This is a genomic window from Acidihalobacter prosperus (genome assembly GCF_000754095.2).
GTDB lineage: Bacteria > Pseudomonadota > Gammaproteobacteria > DSM-5130 > Acidihalobacteraceae > Acidihalobacter > Acidihalobacter prosperus.
In genome coordinates this window covers 728,415-747,040 of record NZ_JQSG02000003.1, presented here as the reverse complement: position 1 = coordinate 747,040, position 18,626 = coordinate 728,415, and the positions used below count along the sequence as shown (strand labels likewise).

Below are 18,626 nucleotides of genomic sequence, written 5' to 3'. Positions count from 1 at the left end.
ACGATGGGCTGCTGCTGCCCGAGATCGAGCGCGTGTGGCACGCCAACCATCAGGTCTACGGCGCGGTCAAGGTCTGGAAGCAGCTCAAGCGCGAAGGCATTGGGGTGGCCCGCTGCAGCGTCGAGCGGCTGATGCGCCGCCTGGGCCTGTGCGGCGTCATTCGCGTCAGGCGGTGCGCACCACGATCAGCAACCCCGCGGCACCGTGCCCCCTGGATCGGGTCAAGCGCCAGTTCACGGCCGAGCGTCCCAACCAGCTGTGGGTTTCCGAAACCAACGCCTGATGGAACCCTTGGGCTATATCTCGCCAGCAGAAGCTGAGGCAATTACTACCGGCAACTCGGGCAGCCAATCCCGTTGCCGCTTAACTTAAACCCAACAGCCTCCGCGAAATCCTGGGCGGTTCACTCATTAGTGTGAGCAGACACTAGCATAACCAATGCCTGTAAAACACGCTGCTTAGGTTACCGTGAACTGTCCCATCATGCCGTTATCCTCGTGTTCTAGGATATGGCAGTGATACATGTAAGGGTGCTTGGCGTCGGCGCGATGATGGAAGGGCGCGAGCAGCTCTACGGTCTCGCCACGGCGCACTAGTACCACATCCTTCCAGCCACTCTCGTGCGCCGACGGTGGGTTTCCGTTGCGGCTGCGGATGAGGAACGAGGTACCATGCACATGGAAGGGGTGCGCCATGGTGCTACTGTTGCGCACGCGCCAATGTGCAGTGCGCCCGAGCGGTGTTTTCAGGTCGATGACGTCCATGCGCATATAGTGCCCATCGATGGCAAACAGATCCCGTCCGCCGATGCCCATGCTCATGCCGCCCGGGCCATCCGCCGTGCGGCCACCACCGAAACCTCCGCCCATCATGCCCATCATGCCCATCATGCCGTTCAACGTGAAGTCGTGTTTTGGACCATCCGCAAGCAAGGTCGGCGCGGCGATCAGCCGCGCGGGTAGATGGGTAGTCTGACCCGATGGCGAGCCCACGCGCAGTTGCAGCAGATCGAAACGCCCGCGGTCGTAGGCATCGGCGGCCATGGGCATGCGGTAGAGATCGGGTACCGCTGCACTGGAATCGCTGCGCAAAACCAGCGACCGCCCCTGCTCGAGGCGCAGGTCCACTAATATCTCGGCCCGCTCAGCCGGGGCCAGCAGTAGGCTGCGCAACGCTACTGGTTGCTCCAACAGTCCGGCGTCGCCGGCGATCACATGGAATTCACGGTCATCGGCGAAGGCCAAATTGTAGATGCGCGCGTTCGAACCGTTAAGTAGGCGGAGTCGCAGCCAGCCGGCCGGGACTTGCGCATAGGGCTGCTCAACGCCGTTGACCAGAAAGCGGTCGCCCTTCATGCCCATCATGTCCGGCATCCGATTCATGTAGACGAGCCTCCCCGAACCGTCCAATCGCCGATCCTGGATGGCCAGCGGGATGTCGTCCACGCCGTAGGTGTGCGGCAGTCCGAGCCGCTCATCCTCGCCATCATCGATCAGCAGGAAGCCCGCCAGCCCGGCATACACCTGCGGGCCGGTGTAGGTGTCGGGATGGGGGTGATACCACAGCGTGCCGGCCGGTTGGTCCAGCGTGAGGGCCGGTGTCCAGACGGCACCGGGCGTGATCAGATTGTGCGGCCCGCCGTCCACTTCTCCTGGCACCTGGGCACCGTGCCAGTGCAAGGTTGTAGATACACCAAGGCCGTTGGCGATCCACATTTGCAAGGGTTTGCCGCGTGGCACTCTCAGGGTGGGGCCGAGTAGCGCGCCGTTGTAGCCCCAAGTGAGCGTGCGTACGCCGTCGACCAGCTTGCTGTGACCGCCGCCCGCGCGCAGCGCATAGTGCAACACGCTCCGCGCGTCGGCCTTCCCATGAAGTTGGGGCGGCACCGGCAGCGGGCGCGAGAAGATGCCGGGCACGGTCGTATCATTGATCGTGGCGTGCTCCATCATGGAACCGCCCATCATCCCTCCTTGCGCGCGCGTCGACCGCGATCCCAACCCGATGGCTAGTACGCCACCGGCTGCCAGACCTTGAAGCAATCGCCGTCTTGTAGGATCAATATCTTTGCGCGTTGTCATGTTATATCTCTCTCTTTGTTGGTTTTCCCCACCCGCATATTCTCTGAACCATCGTTGCTATCTCCATTTGTCGAGATGCATCTAGCCATTTGGAAGTAACGGAATTGATGCGATGCGTTGCCAATGTGTGGTGATTTGCTGCTTGGGCAAAGGTTTTTTGGGGGCGTGCCGACGGGGGTAGCACGAGCAAGGCGGCAATGATGGCGATGGCCGTTGCAACGCCTGAAACCAGTGCGATCCAGGCGATCCATGTCAGAATACTTGGATGCACGGTGGGTTATCTCATTGTATCGGTTCAGCGCTCAATATCGCGCCGCATACGATCGAAGGTCTCGCGGTCGATCTCGCCGCGGGCGTAGCGTTCGCGCAGCGCCTCTAGCGCGCTGTCGTGGCGCGGCAGCGTCGGTGGCGCTTCTCGCCCCTTCCAGGCCGAACGCCCTACCGCGACGACCACCCAGACCACCGCGGCCAGCACCGCCAGCATAATCAGAAATCCCATGATCGGTACCCCCACATTGCGCCAAAAAATCCTTCCAGACCGTTTCCATATAACATCTTCGTATCCTCATCCGATGACCACAAACTTGTCGCACATGTCTTTCTCGGCATGCCCTGACGTGGTGAAAGGGGGCCGGCAGGCAGCGAACAGGGACTGACTCAGGTCTTTCTTGCTGCGCCAGGGAATCGGTGGCGCGATACCGGCCAGCCCGGTGCCGGTCGGCATCCTGTAGTGGTCAAGTCAAACCGGACAGAAAGTTAAGTTTTTTCTCGGCCACTGCGGGCGGCAGTCCCTCATTGAATTGGTGAGGTCTGAGCCAGTTGTATCGATGCATCAGATAATGGCTGATATCCCGTTGAGCCTCCAAGGCTGAGGCATAGCCCAATGCGGGCACCCATTCTGTCTTCAGGCTCCGAAACAGCCGCTCCATTGGTGCGTTGTCCCAGCAGTTGCCACGGCGACTCATGCTCTGTTGCATCCGGTAGCGCCATAACCGCTGTCAGAATAGCCGGCTGGCGTATTGCCCGCCCTGATCCGAATGAAACAACATCCCTTGCGGCCGCTCCCGCTGCTCATAGGCCATCTCCAGCGCCTTGATGACCAACGCGGCATCGGGCTTGTTCGAGAATGCCCAGCCCACCACCCGACGGGTGTGCAGATCCAGCACGGCGGCCAGGTAATGCCATCGGCCTTGAGCCCAGATGTAGGTGATGTCGCCGCACCACACCTGGTTCGGTGCTGATACAGCAAATTCCCGATTCAGCCGATTGGGAATATCCAGTCGCTCAACCGTCGCCTGCTTGTATGCATGCGAACCGGGTTGTTTACTGATCAATCCCTGTTCCTGCATCAGGCGGCGCACCTTGAAGCGGCCAATATCAATGCCATCGTCTTGCATCATTGTCATGATGCTGCGGCTGCCCGCAGAGCCTCGGCTCTGCGTGAACAGCTCATTCACCCGGCTGCGCAAAAGCATCCGCTCAAGATCAATATTCTGGCGTCTGCATCGATGTGCGTAGTAACTGGATCGGGAAATACCGAACACCGCACAGCACAATTCAACGGGCTCTTGATGGCTTAACTGGTCAATCAACGCATAGGATCGAGATTTTCCGACATCAAGAGCGCGGTAGCCATTTTTTAAAATGGCCTTCTCGCGCTCAAGGCGATGAACCCTCGCCTCCAGCTCCTGAATCTTCTGCTGCTCGGGCGTCAGCGCCTTGCTCTTTGGCGTCATGCCATGACGTTCCTGCTGCAGTTGCCGCACCCAGCGGCGCAGAACCGAGTCGACTACCCCCACCGACCGGCTGGCCTCAATCAGGGTATACCCCTGATCCAGCACCAGAAGAGCCGCTTCCCGCTTGAACTCCGTTGAAAATGTACGTCGTTGTTTGCTCATCAGACACCTCTCTATGGCAAGCATTCTCGCCTATATCTGTGTCCGGTTTCATTAGGCCACTACATCCTGAGGTTACGCTGATACGGCGGCGGTACCCGGGTGATAATAACGCCGTGTTCCATGTTGTTGCCGCAGTCCATGTTGACGAGATTGAGATGCGCGGTCGCGCCGGCCGGCACCACCAGAGTCGGATTGGTGATGCCGCGCACTTCGAAGGCGGTGTCGGGATGCCCGGGTTGCACCGCTCCATTTCGGGGTCACGGGGTGGTTGTTGACCGAGCCTATCATGCCCTAATCAAAGGCAGGCGGGACAGCGAGCGCGACGCAGGTGGCGGCCAGCGTAAATCGTTCAATGAATTTCCTGTTCAGTTCCATTTTCCTCTCGATGAGGCGGCGTTCAGTCGCCGAGTGCGGCATCGAGCCGCGGTTTCTGGTCGGCGAAGGTGCCGTATAGCACTTTCTCGCCGATCACAGTGATTGGCGCGACGCGCACGCCGTAGCGGGATTTGGCCTCCTCGGCCACGCACGGCAGGGTCACGTCGCGTTCCTCGAAGGCAACCCCGCGCACTTCGAGATAGCGTTTGACGGCGGCGCAGTCCGGGCAGCCCGGGCTGGTGTAGAGCAGGACATTGGTCATGATCTAGCCCCGCATTTCGGCGTTGTAGCCTTCTTCTCTGACCGCTGCGATCAGTTGTTGCGGGTCGGCCTTGCCATGCACCACGGCACCACCCGGGGTCAGGGTGACCTCGGCCTTTTCCACGCCGGGCACGCCTTCCAGCGCCTTGATGGCGGCGCGCACGCAGTGCTCGCAGGTCATACCGGTGATCTTCAGATTGATTGTGCTCATGTGCGTCTCCTGGGTATCCTGGACGAGGTAAAGGTTCAGTCCTTGCCCACGGCTTCGGCCACGCGCTGCAACTTCTCGGCCCCTTCATGTCCAACTTTCTCGACGGCGGGATCGGCGATCAGGCCCAGCACCGATTCGGGATCCATGAACACCACGCTCACGCGGCCGTCCTCCTCCTCGCGCACCACGACGTTGCAGGGCAGCAGCACGCCGATGTCCGGAACGGCTTCCAGTGCCTGGTGGGCGTAGTGCGGATTGCAGGCGCCGAGAATGGCGTAAGGCTTGTGCTCCACTCCGAGCTTGGCTTTCAGCGTGGCGGACACATCGATGGTGGTGAGCACGCCGAAGCCTTCACTCTTGAGCGCCTCGGTGACGTGCTCGACAGCGGTGACGTAATTCTCGGGACTGGTGACGGAAAATACGATTTTGCTCATGGTGCCCCCTCCTTTTTGCAATGGATTGTTGAACTATGCGGCTGCCGCCGCGATCCGCCATGCGCGTAGGCGCTTCAGGCGTAGACTGTTGCCGAGCACGAAGATCGAGGACAGACCCATGGCGACGCCGGCCAGCATGGGGTTGAGATGGATACCGATGGGCGTGGCCACGCCGGCGGCGATCGGGATTAGTAGAATGTTGTAGAAAAAAGCCCAGAACAGATTGCCGCGGATGTTGCTCAGGGTTTTGCGTGCCGCGTCCAGTGCAGTGACTACTTCGCCAAGCTTTCCACGGGTCAGGGTCACATCTGCCGCCTCGATGGCGATGTCGGTGCCGCTTGCCAGAGCGATGCCGACGTCGGCCTGCGCCAATGCCGGGGCGTCATTGATCCCATCTCCGACGAAAGCCATACGTCGGCCGGTCTCTTGCAGTTCGGTGACCACCTTGGCCTTGTCCTGCGGCAGAACTTCCGCATGGACATCTTCTATGGCAAGTCTGGCGGCCACCGCCTCAGCGGTGCGGCGCGCATCGCCGGTGACCATAGCCACGCGCAGACCCCGTTGGCGCAAGGCATCTACCAGCGCACGCGCCTCGGGTTTAATGCGGTCGGTAATGGCAAGTATTCCCAGCGCCTGACTGTCGGCGGCAACGAACACGACGGTACTGCCTTCTGCCTCCAGTTCCGAAGCCCGCGCGACGAACGCGCCAGTTTCCACACCTTCGCGTTCCATGAAGCGCCGTGCGCCGACCAGAATGCGCCGACCTTCGATCACCCCCTCGATGCCATAGCCGGCCACGGCCTGGAAGTCTTCAACAGAGGGGGGGCGAGTTGGCGTTCCTTGGCTGCCTCGACGATGGCCCGTGCCAGCGGATGCTCAGAGGCTGCTTCCAGCGCTGCGGCCAGACGCAGGGCCTCATCGGTCTGCCGCCCTTCGACAGCGCCCAGCGATGGCCGACCTTCGGTCAGAGTACCGGTTTTGTCGAACAGAATGGTATCGACGCGCGAGAGTGTCTCCAGCGCATCGCCCTTGCGAAACAGCACACCCAGTTCCGCCGCGCGCCCGGTGCCTACCATGATCGCCGCTGGCGTGGCCAAGCCCATGGCGCAAGGGCAGGCCACCACCAAAACCGCCACAGCGGAAACCAGTGCCACGCTGATGTTCGCGCCGAGTAGCAGCCATACACTGAAGGTGACGAGCGCGATGGCGATCACCACTGGCGAGAATATGCGTACCACGCGGTCGGCTACCCCTTGGATCGGCAGTTTGCCCGTCTGCGCGCTTTCCACCAGTTTGATAATCTGCGCCAGTACGGTGTCACGGCCTACCGAGGTGGCCTTGATCACCAGTCGCCCGTCCCGGTTCACAGTGCCGCCTACAACGTAGTCGTCCACGCCCTTGGCAATCGGCAAAGGTTCACCGGTGAGCATGGATTCGTCCACATGGGCATGGCCTTCGACCACTTGCCCGTCCAGCGGAATGCGCTCACCCGGACGCACTGCCACGCGGTCGCCGATGCGCAGTTGTGCCATTGGTACCTCAACTTCAGATCCGTCGGCTTCCAGTCGACGCGCAGCTTTGGCTTGTAAGCCTAGCAACTTGCGGATCGCAGAGGAGGTGCGGCCCTTAGCCAATTCTTCCAGATATTTCCCGAACAAGACCGCGGCGATCACTACTGCCGCAGAGTCAAAGTACACGTGCCGTGCTGCCGCTGGGAAGAGTGTTGGGGCCAGTAGCACCAACGTACTATAAACCCAAGCTGCGCCGGTGCCGGTGGCAACCAGCGAATTCATGTCTGGTGACAGATGCCGATAGGCAATCCAGCCAGGGCGGAAAAAACGCAGTCCAGGGCCGAATAGTACTACCGTGGCGAATAGCCACTGCACCCAATCCCAGAAATGTGGGAATGGACTTGCCGTTTGCAACGCGCGATTGAAGACCGGGATGAAGGTGCTTCCCATAGACAGCATCAGGATGATCGCGGCAAGGCCTGCAGCAATGGCTACATCTCGCCCCATGGCGCGCAGGGAAGCACGCCGCTTGTTCGTATCCGCCACATCGGTCCCATTCAAGGGATGCGCAGTGTAGCCGGCTTCGTCCACGGCTGCGGCAAGCGACTCAGGATCGATCATGGCAGGCAGGTATTGCACGTGTGCATGCTCAGTGGCGAGGTTCACCCTGGCATCCAACACGCCGCGTGTTCGCTTCAATGCGCGTTCAACCCGTCCTACGCAGGAGGCGCAGGTCATACCTTCGATTTCCAGATCAACCTCGCCGCTCACTGGCGTATAGCCAGTCTCGTGAATCGCATCCACGACCCGAGCCGGAGTGAGTCGCTGAGGATCGAAACGCACTTCCGCGCGCTCAGTAGCAAGATTCACATTGGCTTCGGCTACGCCAGGCAATTTCCGCAATCCCCGTTCGACGCGCGCGCTGCAGGAGGCGCAGGTCATGCCTTCCACGCCGATCTGTAGCGACATATAATTCGTCTCTGGCTTTAGTTTCAAGTTCATCGGTTCTCTCAGTATCGGATATTGAAATTGCAGCTTTCAGGAGAAAGTTTTCGTGCGTTGTATGCTGTGAGAACCAGTTTAAGCCTTGTTGCTAGGTTCAATGTCAAGGGCTGTCGCGTAAGTATGCAGACATGGAGATAGCGAAAAATCTGGAGAGGCCTATTGACCTTGTAGCTAACTTCAATGTTTATCATAGCAATATGGCTCATCTCCATCTAATGCTTGGGATTCAAATACCAATACCTTTACCTTTGCAATCACATCAAATGCGCAACTAGCACATCGCAAATGTCATTGAGGTACCTTCAACGCTGCGTACTCCTGTTGCTTGTCGTAGTCATGGCAGGCAGCCCATTGCGCGCCGCTTTAATGACCAGCCATGCTGCCAGCGGTAATGCCCGTCATGCCTACGCAAGAACGATGACCCAAACCGCCGCACCGGCGCCGACAGGGCACGCATCCAACAATCCAATAGGGTGGGGCTGCTGCTCCGGAAATGCGGCATCGTGCGCGGCTTTGATTTCACTACACACTCTCCCCATCTATCCTCCTATCAACTGGGTATCAGTCGCAGAAAAAAATGCGCTGCATTCACGCGTATACCCCCCTCCGATCAAACCTCCTCGCTCGATCTAAGTCTGACTCATTTCTCGCGAAGCCAGCGCTTCGCGCAGCAAACACAATCTCAGTGACGACGTAGTACAACCGGCGAAAGCTGGTTCTGCCCGTTATCTGATGAAAATCAAGTGTGCGTCACATGGGCGTACGGCTCTGTATGGCCAGAATGACGCGTACATAGCGAGGATTAATCGAATGGATCGTAGACATTTCATCAAATCCGGTGCGGCGGGATTGGCCCTGGGTGCCCTGGGTTCGCGCACGGCTCAGGCAGAAGGCATTAATGACGCAAATATTTCATCATCAGCCAGTACGTCGGTGATACCAGCCGGCCGCCCCGGAGGCATTCCAATACCGGGTGGTGCTTTTCGACCAGTGCCTGGAAAAAAGCTGGATGGGGGCCCTGGATACAACGATCCCAGGAATAGATTTGGTGGTGCCATGCGGGTGGGGAGGGATATTTCGCCGCTGTACACGTATGAAAATATACCCAGTGAGAGCGAAGTTGAGTTCAAAACGTTCCATATAGATGTGGTGTTGACCGAGCATGAACTGGTAGACGGCGTAAAAATGCACGCGCTGGCCTTCAATGGGCAAGTTCCCGGTCCAGAAATACGCGTTCAGGAAGGTGATTGGGTAAAAGTGGTTTTCACGAACAAAACGGGCTTGATGCATACCATTCATTGGCATGGTCTATTCTCGCCGTATGAGATGGATGGTGTTCCATACACTACCCAACCTCCACTGATGCCAGGTCAGAAGTTCGTTTATAAATTTCGAGCAGCACCCTATGGCACACATTTCTATCACTGCCACTTCTCGACTCCGTTGCATCAAGCACAAGGTATGCATGGTGCATTTATCGTCGAGTCCAAGGACGATCCGGTGCGAAAGCAATTCCCATACGCCCGTGATTACACCATGGTGCTTGAGGCATTCGCTCTGGATTACGCGCGCCAGGGCTTCAATGCAATGCTGGAACGTATGAAGGAAAAGATGAGGCTTATGAAATTGCATAAGCTTTCCAAGGAAACGCTGGCCGTTTTTCGTAATTATGGCGATCTGAAGAAACATATAAAGGCGGGATATATTCCTCCGTATAGTCAAAACAGGAATCAAGGTGGTTCCGTTCTGCCAAATTGGAATTTTTTTGGCATAAATGGAAAAAGCTATCCTGCAACGAGTCCCTTGTTGATCAAGCCGGGAGAATGGATCCGAATTAGGTTGATCAATGGTGGTTTTTTGGAGCATTACATGCATCTGCATGGGCATGATTTCTATCAGGTTGCCAATGATGGCGCGCTGCTACCGGCGCCGATACGAGGGAATACTATCGCTGTGAAGCCAGGGAAAACTGCCGATATTGTCGTTTATGGCAACAACCCGGGTGTCTGGACGTTCCACGATCATGACACGACACGCGTGACAAACAATGGTGTTTACCCAGGCGGAATGCTGACGACTCTCGAATATGAGGATTTCGTCGGCGGCTATGCGCCACTTACTGCCATTGACGAATAAGGGGGATAGTTAATCATGCTAATTATTGAATATCTATCGAATGGAATCCGCCGATCCAGCATCGCAGTGGCTGCGTTTCTGATGGTCCATGCTCCAACTGCGTTCGGTGACACTTCTTTCATGCGCTCGGTCGGCACTTCCTCTGTCGCGCCACGCGTAAGCATAATGGGAAGAGGCATCGCTACGGCTGACGGGTCAACGTCTGATTTAACGGTCGGCGGCAGCCAGCCCGGCAGCATGATCAATTATTCAGATTCGTTTCTGGATGCTCAATTTGACAGTCGACTTTATTCAGGTATCCACGGCGGGATGCTGCTTGGTCTGCGTTTTCCTGATGCCGGTTCCGGTATCGGGCCGGTTTTCTACCACCAGGTCAATGTCTTCCTTGAATCCCAGCATTGGGGGATGCGCATAGGTCGTACATCACTCCCTAATTACCTAATTGCATTCCCAACGTTGAGGGACAGTGATTTGATTGAGTACACGCAAGTCCCCAATGCGATGATCAATACTGCTGTCTCGGAATATTCGCAATACGGGGATGTGCTGAAAGGAAGCTACTACTGGCTCCATAGCCGCCTAAGGTTGACCGGGTTTGCGTCGCATCAATTCGAAACGAGCTCGACGGGACAGTTGCTTGATCGATATTCTTTCAACAGTGGCGGCATACAGGTCAATTACGAGTTGTCACCTGGAAATCGTTATGCCAGTTGGCTTCGGCAGCTGGGCGCCGAAGTGTATTACCAGGATGTGCGTAATCTCCCGAATAGACAGCATGTATACAGCTACGTGTTCGGTGGTGTGATCAATCTGAATCGAGACCCTATCGACCACTGGGATCTGCGTTTTCAAGCGATCTCCAATCAAGGGGCAGGTGTCCACTCGGTTTCTACCGTTCAATCACAGGCTCAGGCGCGATCGCAGGCTTATGTTGTGTCCTTGCGTCGTGTTCGATCTCCATACTTGGTGCCACGTCTGCAACTAGCGCTCACGATTGCTTATCAGCGCTTTGACGGTGTATCTGCCAGCAGGTACAGCATCGTGCCCAACATCACCTACCGCCTGGGTGCCAACACCAGTCTGATAGCGCAATACGCTTATCTTCGTAATCATGGCGGGCTGCAATATTCGATTAACGGACAAGGTGCTGATTTGAAGAGTAACAGCACGGTCACCGTAGGTCTGGCATACGATTTCGGCACGACATCGAACGACTATTTCGGTAATCGAACGAGCCTGCTCAATACCGAGCATGGGTATTTGCCTTAACTGAGCCATGCCACTCTCCGGCGGTATTCTCCGGAGAGGGGTTAGCAGGGGAGTGATATGTCAAACACAACGCAGAATATTTTCCGATGTCTAGGTTTTGATCATCATGCACCTAAGCATATTCCGCCAGTATCGACTCCAGCACAGAGCATGATTTTCGCCTATTTGCGCGTGATCTTCGGCATTATCTGGCTTTATAACACCTGGAATGCCTCATCTGGAGCCAATAAGGAATCAGTGGCGCATTTTATTGGGTTGCCGATGTCTGCGTGGCAGGTTCATCTCGCCGGAAATGGCATTGTACTGATTGATCTTTACATCGCGCTGACCTTGTTGTTAGGAAGAGGGCTAAGGTCCACATTGTGGATATGTATCGTGTATATGTTCGGAATGTGGGTGGGTGTTGAGCACCTGGGCGATTTCAATCCGGCTACTGGTGGCACGGATGCTGGAATAGCCCCTCCCTATACCATCGCGATGATCCTCGTCTATACAACTTGGAGAATCAGTCAGCCGATCACATCATCAAATGCGCATACCAAGCATGATCACATATTGCTTTGGCTGCATGCGGCTCGCTATTTTTTCGGGTTTTTATGGGCATGGGATGCGTTGTTTAAATGGCATCCTTATTTCGTCAATCATTTCATAGGGTATTTGGTCGACGCGCAACAAGATCAGCCTGCATGGCTGGTTTCATATCTGCAAGTCTGGATCGACTTGATCAGAGGCATCGATCCCACTTTGTTTGGTGTCCTTGCTGCTCTTACCGAGGCGTCCATAGCCTGGAGTTTGTTATCTGGTCGACTCATGCGGTATTTTTTGCCTGTTGGAGCAGCATTCTCACTTATGGTGTGGTCGACCGCAGAGAGATTTGGAGGGCCCTATGGAAATGGGGTGACTGGCATGCCGGGTAATATGTTCGGTAATGCGATCATTTATTTTTTCATATTCGTTCTGCTTATGGTTTTGTATCGCTGGCCAAGGCGTGCTGGCTTGATGGAAGCCGAGGCCTTGATAGCCTCTGGCGAATCCAAGTAGATCATCATCCGGAATCATACTAAAAAGGAGATGCATCATGCTCTCAAAATACCTTGTATCATTCGTTGTTTTGATTTTTCTGGGTGGCTGCGCCACGACAAATGCCATATATGGTGATGGTGGAAAAAAATTTCTGCCAACTAAAGCAGTTTCTGTGTTGCAAGTGCCTCCGCAAAAACCCTATGTGGTTATCGCAAAGCTAAAAACCACCGGTATACCTGGCATGAGTTATAAGACTTTGTTGGCTGATATGATATCTAAGGCAAAAAATATAGGCGCCGATGCCATTATCGTGTCGAAACTCACCCATGCGATGTCTAGAAGAGAGGTATACAGAATGCCTCACCGAACTCAAGCTGTGGTGAGGCCGCCGGTTAGTGTGCCAATCCTCAACGCTGTCGCTATACGATATAGAAAATAAAGTTTTCATGGATCAGCATGCGCGCCTCTTAGGCAAGAGGCGCGCATGCGTCGTTACACGGGCAAAAATGCGAAAGTTTTGCAACACTATAGATTTCACACTATGGTGCTTTATGAAAGTCACTGTAATCGCAAGCAGGAAATTTACTCGTAACGCTGGGAAAGCCAAAAATATAGCCGATGATGGGCTTGTCTTTATCACCACGCGCGGCGAACCCACCCATGTTTTGTTAAGCGTCACATTGTATAAAAAACTCGTGTGCTCTCAATCTTGTGGCCGCACAGATTCCTCTGAAATGGAAAATTTTAAGAATATGATGGTCCAGGATAATGAGTGGATTTGATTGCCGTTGATTAAAGCCCTGAATCACTGTCTGCGTTCCGATTCATCGAGAATGCGCTATCCCGCCCGGTAATCCCCCCACAAAGTAGTAGCGTTCAGAAGTGGAATTTTCCGATACTCAAGGTCAAGGAGATTCTGCATGAAGAAATCGCGTTACACGGACAGTCAGATCATTGGCATTCTCAAGCAGGCCGAGGCCGGCACGCCCGTGCCTGAGCTGTGCCGCGAGCACGGCATGAGTAGCGCCGCGTTCTACAAGTGGCGGGCCAAGTACGGTGGCATGGATGCCTCACTGATGGCCCGACTCAAGGAACTTGAGGATGAGAACCGGCGGTTGAAGAAGATGTACGCCGAGGAACGGCTGATCTCGGGGGTTCGCAAGGAAGCGCTCGAGGGAAAATGGTAAGGCCCTCTTCGCGCCGGGAGAGGGCCCGAGCCTGTGTGGCGCAACGGGGTATCAGCATCGCTCAGGCCTGCCGGGCGTTTGGCATCAGCCAGACGTGTTATCGGTACCAGGCGAAGCTGTCGCAAGAGAACGCACGGATCGCCGACTGGCTGGTTCGGCTCACGCACAACCAGCGCAACTGGGGCTTTGGGCTGTGCTTCCTGCACTTGCGCAACGTCAAGGGCTTTGGTTGGAACCACAAGCGCGTGTACCGCATCTACCGGGAGCTGGAGCTCAATCTGCGGATCAAGCCCAAACGGCGGATCGTGCGCGAGAGGCCCGAACCGCTGGCCGTGCCTGAGGCGATCAACCAGAACTGGTCGATGGACTTCATGCACGACAGCCTACAGGACGGGCGCACATATCGGTTGTTCAACGTCATCGACGACTACAACCGCGAAGGACTGTGCATCGAGGTCGACTTCTCGCTGCCCGCCGAGCGGGTTGTGCGCGCGCTGGATCAGCTCATCGAATGGCGCGGTGCGCCGCAGGCCATCCGCTGCGACAACGTGCTAACTGTAGAGTCAAGCGCTGAGGTACAGGCGAAAGCAGCCTAGGCCGTGCTGGACGTCCTTGAATGGCTGTATCCGCCGCTATCGAACGATGCCCGTGGGCTTCCACGATCGAAAATATCCCCTGATCTAACCCATAGTGAACACGAGGTCCGCCAAGCGGCCTCGACCGTGCTTAAAACAGCATGGGGTCCCGTGGAAGGCCCGAACATTATCTACGGGATCCTAATCGGTCCCAACGGCCCTACAGAGAGGGGTCGATCCACGGGGCAAACTCGTTTCGAAATAACAGTGGTACGTGGTTCGATGCTTGACCAGGCTGTAAGCGACCCGCGCCATCTTGGCCGCGACCGCCGTCAACGCTTTGCGTTTGCGATCGGCGTTGAGCGGGTCGGGTTGCACATAACGCTCGTACTTTTGCCGGAAGCTGTTCTCACGCATGCGCACGGCGATGGTCGCGGCGAACCAGAAGGCGAAGCGCAGTCTGGCGTTGCCGCGCTTGGACAACTTCTCCTGGCCACGGAACTGGCCTGATTGCGACTTGGACAAATCCAGGCCGCAGTACTTGAGAAACTGCCGGTGGGCGCAAATCGCCTGCCTCGGCCAAGATAGTGAGGGCGAGCACAGGCCCTATACCGGGAATGGATCGCAACGACTCGTAATCGGGGCGTCCCCGCAGCAGGCGATGCGCGGTCTCGGCCAGGGCCTCGCGTTGTTCGATCAGTTGCTGATAACGGCGCAGTTGGAGCCGAAACGTCTCGATGGCCACATCGTCGCCAGCGATCGGCAAGCCAATGCTGGCACACGCCGTATCGTACAGTTCCCGAATCCAGGAGCGTTTGTTGACCTTGCGCCCAACCACGTCCCAGGCCTCGCGCTCGAACGCCTCAAAGGACAACGCACGCACTGAGGCCGCCGTCGGGAAACGGATCAGGAAGCGTGCAAACCACTCCGCCAGCGTGGAGCGGAAGTAGCGTTCGCTCTCCGGGAAATACAGCGGCAAATAGTGTGTCATCAGGTTGTGCTGGAGCCGCGTTCGGGCCAGACTGATCTGGTAGTGGGTTTTGGACAGCTCCCGCAGCCCATGGTGGCCGGCGATTAGCGGATCGGCATAGCGCTGAGTAACGCCCTGCTTGAGCAGGGCGAGGATCACTGCGGCATCCTTCGGGTCGTTCTTATCCCACGAGTTGAACAGCGCCTCGCGGTAACGAGCGCCAGCGATCGAGGAAACCAGGCAGACATCGAAACCCTCCTTGAGCAAACGGTACGCCAGTGTCCGGTGGCAATCCCCGGTCGGTTCAAAGGCGATACGAACCGGAGCAGGGCACAAATGCAGCAGATCGACCAACCGCTGATGGTCTTCCTGCAAGCTGTTCATCCGGAAGCGCCGATGCTTGCCATCAGGCGTTTCGATGAGAACGGCATGGGTGCGCTTGGCAATATCGATCGCCACCCAGGTGGTCGCTGGCGTAGCATCATTGCGGGTAGTCATCATCGCGAATCTCCTGTGGTGTGTGAGAACCCTCAGGATGCTCTTCTCGATGATGGCTGCCCAACGGCTCATGCTTCGATATGTACTATGGCCCCGAATACGTCAGTACCACGTTAGCCGCGTGGGCCGACAGACACCAGATCGCGCTCAACTTCATCCAGCCCGGCAAGCCGCAGCAGAACGCCTACATCGAACGCTATAACCGCACGGTACGCTATGACTGGTTGGGGCAATACCTGTTCGAATCGATCCACGAGGTCCAGAACTTCGCCACGCGCTGGCTCTGGACCTACAACCACGAACGGCCGAACATGGCCCTTGGAGGCATCACCCCGAAACAGAAACTAGCCTTGCTGGCTTAACCCCTCCACTTCTGAACACAGCTAAAAATGGGGGGATTACCGTGGACTGTGGTGCAGTCCACGACCGCGACATCAACGTGACCCGGAACATTCTCGCGCTGGGGCATCAGCGTCTCGCAGGAGGAGCCCCCGGCTTTAGCCGTGGTGAGGATGTCAAGAAAATGGACTATGGGCCGATCAGACGCTATCTTCCAGACTGCTATCAAGGGCGGATTGTTGTGCCTTGTATAAGCAGCTCGGCGACTTCCGGGCGGGTGAACTCCTCGGGTGGGCGGATGCCGCGGTGGAGCATGTCGCGGACGCGTGAGCCGGAGAGTTGCAGCCAGGTTTCTTCCGGATGCGGGCAGGTTTTGCGCGTTGCCATCTGCGCGCACTCGGTGCAGTAGGCGGCGTTTTCGAAGGGCAGGGGCGTGATGCGTAGATCTTGCGGATCGAGCGTCTCGAAGATGCGCTGCGCATCGTAGGTTCCGTAGTAACTGCCGACGCCAGCGTGATCGCGACCGACGATGAAGTGGCTGCAGCCGTAGTTCTGGCGGGCGATGGCATGTTTGATTGCCTCTCTCGGACCGGCATAGCGCATGGCCGCCGGGAACACGCCGAGCAGGATGCGGTCCTGTGGGTAGTAGCGCTCCAGGACCACCTCGTAGGTGCGGATACGCAGGTCGGCGGGGATGTCGTCGGACTTGGTCTGGCCCACCAGCGGATGCACGAACAGCCCGTCCACGCCTTCGAGCGCGACCTTCTGCAGGTATTCGTGCGCGCGATGGATCGGGTTGCGGGTCTGGAAGGCCGCTATCCTGCGCCAGCCGCGCCGAGCGAATGCCTCGCGGCTTTGCGCCGGCGTGTAGCGGTAGGCCGCGAAGTCGCCATGCAGCTCGGGGTCGATCAGGCGCACACGACCGGCGAGGTAGAACTCTCCGAGGGCGCGCACGGCGGTCACGCCGGGGTGCTCGGCGTCGTCCACGCCGTAGACCGCGAGCGCTTCCAGCGCCTTGTCGGCGCGGTAGGATTCGGCGATCTCCAGCGTGGCGACCACGCGGCCGTTCCAGCTCAGGGCGATTTCCGCGGCATCGCCGATTTCAGCCAGCGTCGATGCATCGGTGTCGAAGATCACCGGGATCGGCCACAACGTACCGTCCGCCAGACGCATCTCGCGCAGAACCCGCCGATAGTCTCCTTCGCACATGAAGCCCTCCAGCGGCGAGTACACGCCGGTGGCGAGGCATTCCAGGTCGGCTAGCTGGCGTGCGCTCAGCACCAGCCTGGGCAGGGTGGCGGCGCGGCGCAGCGTGGCTTCGCGTTCTTCAGGCGGAACGACGAGGTCGATCAGTTGCCCGCCGTGAGGCGCAATGAGTGCGGAGGTGTCGAGCGTATTCATGCGGATTTCCTGGGTCGCGGGTTGAGGATCAAAGCAGGGCGTATACGGCTTCGCGCCGTTCGCGTTGCGGGCGCGCGATAACCGGCGGAGTGCCGTACCAATGCAGTCTTTCCGCGAGCGCGGTGGTCTTGCCGACCATCAGCAGGGCCGGTGCGGGGATCTCGCGCTGCTCCGCCAGTCGCGGCAGCGTGCTCAGCGTGCCGAGCAGTACCTGCTGCCCGGTCTGTGTCCCTTCGGCGACCAGCGCTGCCGGCCAGTCGGGCGGCAGGCCGTACGCGGTGAGCTGGGTGCAGATCAAATCTAGTTCGTGCAGCGGCATGTAGAACACCAGGGTGTGCTGACGCTTGGCCAGTGCGCCCCAGTCGTGTTCGCTGCCGTCCGGATGGGCGTATCCGGAGGTGATTACCACGGTGTGCGCAAGTTCGCGGTGGGTCAGCGGTATGCCCGCATAGGCGGCGCAGCCGTTTGCGGCGCTGATGCCGGGCACGACCTCGAAGGCGATGCCCGCGCGCGCCAGGGCCTCGGCCTCCTCGCCGCCGCGGCCGAAGACCATCGGATCGCCGCCCTTCAGGCGGACCAAGCGCAGTCCCTGGCGGGCGTAATCGATCATCTGCCGTTGGATCTCATGCTGCGGGGTATGCACGCCGCCGGCGCGCTTGCCGACGAACACGCGCTCGGCCTCCGGGCGTACCAGCTCCATAATCGGCGCGGATACCAGGGCGTCGTACAGCACCACGTCGCAGCCCTGAATCAGTTGCAATGCCCTGAGCGTGAGCAATTGCGGGTCGCCGGGTCCGGCGCCGACCAGCGCGACCGGCGGGGGCGCAGCTTCGGCGTCCTGCTCCAGTTCATGCCAGGCGTCGCGTACCCGGTGCGCGTCGATCAGTGTCAGCTCGGGGCCGCCCAGCACGCGTTCCCAGCACGTGCGCCGCGCGGGCAGCGTGGAGAAGCGCGCCTTGACCCGCTCGCGCAGCCCACCCATCAGTTCGGCTGCGGACGACAGCGAGTACGGCAGTCGCGCCTCGATCCAGGTCTTGACGTGGCGCGCCAGCATCGGCGCCTGCCCGCCGGACGAGATCGCCACGAGCAGCGGCGAACGGTCCACGATGGCCGGCAGGATGAAGTCGCAGTGCTGCGGATCGTCCACCACATTGACCGGAACGCCCGCCGCGCGCGCATCGACGGCGACACGGCGGTTGGTCTCGGGGTCGTCGGTGGCGGCGATCGCCAGATGCCGTCCGCGCAGCACGTCGCCGGCATAGCGGCCGGCGACGTGCGCAATGCGTCCCGCCTCCAGATCGTCGCGCAGCTCCGCGCCGAGGCGCTCGGCCGCGACGCACACCGATGCGCCTGAACGGAGCAGCGCCCTGACCTTGCGCGCGGCCACCTTGCCGCCGCCGACCACGAGCACGGAGCGACCACGCAGATTCCAGAACACGGGATACCAGTGCATGG

At 58.3% G+C, this 18,626-nt stretch carries 14 protein-coding genes and 5 pseudogenes; 7 read left to right on the top strand and 12 right to left on the bottom strand.

Going from position 1 to position 18,626, the window contains the following annotated elements:
- Positions 1–271 (top strand): annotated as a pseudogene (locus THPRO_RS10210) (IS3 family transposase); the annotation flags it as partial.
- Positions 272–458: 187 nt separating this feature from the next.
- Here the strand turns inward: THPRO_RS10210 and THPRO_RS10205 are convergent.
- From THPRO_RS10205 to THPRO_RS10170, 9 genes and pseudogenes are all read right to left on the bottom strand, one after another.
- Positions 459–1,961, bottom strand: coding sequence for a multicopper oxidase family protein (locus THPRO_RS10205; RefSeq protein ID WP_236717289.1), 1,503 nt, complete (start codon positions 1,959–1,961; stop codon positions 459–461).
- Between the two features lie 412 nt (positions 1,962–2,373).
- Positions 2,374–2,577, bottom strand: coding sequence for an SHOCT domain-containing protein (locus THPRO_RS10200; protein ID WP_052064599.1), 204 nt, complete (start codon positions 2,575–2,577; stop codon positions 2,374–2,376).
- 235 nt (positions 2,578–2,812) lie between these two features.
- A pseudogene (locus THPRO_RS10195) lies at positions 2,813–3,976 on the bottom strand (IS3 family transposase).
- 59 nt (positions 3,977–4,035) lie between these two features.
- Complete coding sequence (locus THPRO_RS17005; protein ID WP_038092518.1) at positions 4,036–4,218, bottom strand: cupredoxin domain-containing protein; 183 nt, start codon at positions 4,216–4,218, stop codon at positions 4,036–4,038.
- A gap of 155 nt (positions 4,219–4,373) precedes the next feature.
- A complete protein-coding gene (locus THPRO_RS10185; RefSeq protein ID WP_038092515.1) occupies positions 4,374–4,613 on the bottom strand; it encodes a glutaredoxin family protein in 240 nt (79 codons plus the stop codon).
- A gap of 3 nt (positions 4,614–4,616) precedes the next feature.
- A complete protein-coding gene (locus THPRO_RS10180) occupies positions 4,617–4,823 on the bottom strand; it encodes a CopZ family metallochaperone (protein ID WP_065089579.1) in 207 nt (68 codons plus the stop codon).
- 35 nt (positions 4,824–4,858) lie between these two features.
- Positions 4,859–5,257 carry a DUF302 domain-containing protein gene (locus THPRO_RS10175; protein WP_038092510.1) on the bottom strand — a complete coding sequence of 133 codons (399 nt, stop codon included), beginning with the start codon at positions 5,255–5,257 and terminating at the stop codon, positions 4,859–4,861.
- Positions 5,258–5,290: 33 nt separating this feature from the next.
- Positions 5,291–6,031, bottom strand: coding sequence for an HAD-IC family P-type ATPase (locus THPRO_RS17430; RefSeq protein ID WP_330219990.1), 741 nt, complete (start codon positions 6,029–6,031; stop codon positions 5,291–5,293).
- Positions 6,028–7,737: a heavy metal translocating P-type ATPase gene (locus THPRO_RS10170; RefSeq protein WP_330219986.1), complete on the bottom strand. Its 1,710-nt coding sequence runs from the start codon at positions 7,735–7,737 to the stop codon at positions 6,028–6,030. Before THPRO_RS10170 ends, THPRO_RS17430 begins: the two co-directional genes overlap by 4 nt.
- Before the next feature lie 846 nt (positions 7,738–8,583).
- Between THPRO_RS10170 and THPRO_RS16295 the strand changes: the two genes are divergently transcribed.
- The 5 genes and pseudogenes from THPRO_RS16295 to THPRO_RS10140 form a co-directional block, all read left to right on the top strand.
- Positions 8,584–9,909, top strand: coding sequence for a multicopper oxidase family protein (locus tag THPRO_RS16295; RefSeq protein WP_161489964.1), 1,326 nt, complete (start codon positions 8,584–8,586; stop codon positions 9,907–9,909).
- Positions 9,910–9,924: 15 nt separating this feature from the next.
- Positions 9,925–11,178 (top strand): porin family protein, encoded by a 1,254-nt coding sequence (locus THPRO_RS16695; RefSeq protein ID WP_145930797.1) that lies wholly within the window; start codon positions 9,925–9,927, stop codon positions 11,176–11,178.
- A gap of 57 nt (positions 11,179–11,235) precedes the next feature.
- Positions 11,236–12,219 carry a hypothetical protein gene (locus THPRO_RS10150; protein ID WP_145930796.1) on the top strand — a complete coding sequence of 328 codons (984 nt, stop codon included), beginning with the start codon at positions 11,236–11,238 and terminating at the stop codon, positions 12,217–12,219.
- 37 nt (positions 12,220–12,256) lie between these two features.
- Complete coding sequence (locus tag THPRO_RS16690; protein ID WP_145930795.1) at positions 12,257–12,640, top strand: hypothetical protein; 384 nt, start codon at positions 12,257–12,259, stop codon at positions 12,638–12,640.
- A gap of 481 nt (positions 12,641–13,121) precedes the next feature.
- Positions 13,122–13,936, top strand: a pseudogene (locus THPRO_RS10140) (IS3 family transposase); the annotation flags it as partial.
- Positions 13,937–14,164: 228 nt separating this feature from the next.
- Here THPRO_RS10140 and THPRO_RS10135 read toward each other — a convergent pair.
- Positions 14,165–15,431 (bottom strand): annotated as a pseudogene (locus THPRO_RS10135) (IS110 family RNA-guided transposase).
- An 89-nt stretch (positions 15,432–15,520) separates the two neighbouring features.
- Between THPRO_RS10135 and THPRO_RS10130 the strand changes: the two are divergent.
- Positions 15,521–15,793, top strand: a pseudogene (locus THPRO_RS10130) (integrase core domain-containing protein); the annotation flags it as partial.
- Between the two features lie 202 nt (positions 15,794–15,995).
- On the opposite strand, the gene sat reads toward THPRO_RS10130, so the two are convergent.
- Both sat and cysG read right to left on the bottom strand, forming a co-directional pair.
- Entirely contained in the window at positions 15,996–17,171 is a 1,176-nt protein-coding gene (gene sat / locus THPRO_RS10125; RefSeq protein ID WP_038092498.1) for a sulfate adenylyltransferase, read from the bottom strand.
- 28 nt (positions 17,172–17,199) lie between these two features.
- Positions 17,200–18,624: a siroheme synthase CysG gene (cysG, locus tag THPRO_RS10120; RefSeq protein ID WP_065089576.1), complete on the bottom strand. Its 1,425-nt coding sequence runs from the start codon at positions 18,622–18,624 to the stop codon at positions 17,200–17,202.
- Positions 18,625–18,626: the final 2 nt, after the last annotated feature.

What these genes read in the sequence shown, in the direction of transcription:
- THPRO_RS10205 (WP_236717289.1), bottom strand. Translation starts at nt 1,961, where the DNA reads ATGGGCGGTTCCATGATGGAGCACGCCACGATCAATGATACGACCGTG.
- THPRO_RS10200 (WP_052064599.1), bottom strand. Translation starts at nt 2,577, where the DNA reads ATGGGATTTCTGATTATGCTGGCGGTGCTGGCCGCGGTGGTCTGGGTG.
- THPRO_RS10185 (WP_038092515.1), bottom strand. Translation starts at nt 4,613, where the DNA reads ATGACCAATGTCCTGCTCTACACCAGCCCGGGCTGCCCGGACTGCGCC.
- THPRO_RS10180 (WP_065089579.1), bottom strand. Translation starts at nt 4,823, where the DNA reads ATGAGCACAATCAATCTGAAGATCACCGGTATGACCTGCGAGCACTGC.
- THPRO_RS10175 (WP_038092510.1), bottom strand. Translation starts at nt 5,257, where the DNA reads ATGAGCAAAATCGTATTTTCCGTCACCAGTCCCGAGAATTACGTCACC.
- THPRO_RS10170 (WP_330219986.1), bottom strand. Translation starts at nt 7,737, where the DNA reads ATGTCGCTACAGATCGGCGTGGAAGGCATGACCTGCGCCTCCTGCAGC.
- THPRO_RS16295 (WP_161489964.1), top strand. Translation starts at nt 8,584, where the DNA reads ATGGATCGTAGACATTTCATCAAATCCGGTGCGGCGGGATTGGCCCTG.
- THPRO_RS16695 (WP_145930797.1), top strand. Translation starts at nt 9,925, where the DNA reads ATGCTAATTATTGAATATCTATCGAATGGAATCCGCCGATCCAGCATC.
- THPRO_RS10150 (WP_145930796.1), top strand. Translation starts at nt 11,236, where the DNA reads ATGTCAAACACAACGCAGAATATTTTCCGATGTCTAGGTTTTGATCAT.
- THPRO_RS16690 (WP_145930795.1), top strand. Translation starts at nt 12,257, where the DNA reads ATGCTCTCAAAATACCTTGTATCATTCGTTGTTTTGATTTTTCTGGGT.
- sat (WP_038092498.1), bottom strand. Translation starts at nt 17,171, where the DNA reads ATGAATACGCTCGACACCTCCGCACTCATTGCGCCTCACGGCGGGCAA.
- cysG (WP_065089576.1), bottom strand. Translation starts at nt 18,624, where the DNA reads ATGCACTGGTATCCCGTGTTCTGGAATCTGCGTGGTCGCTCCGTGCTC.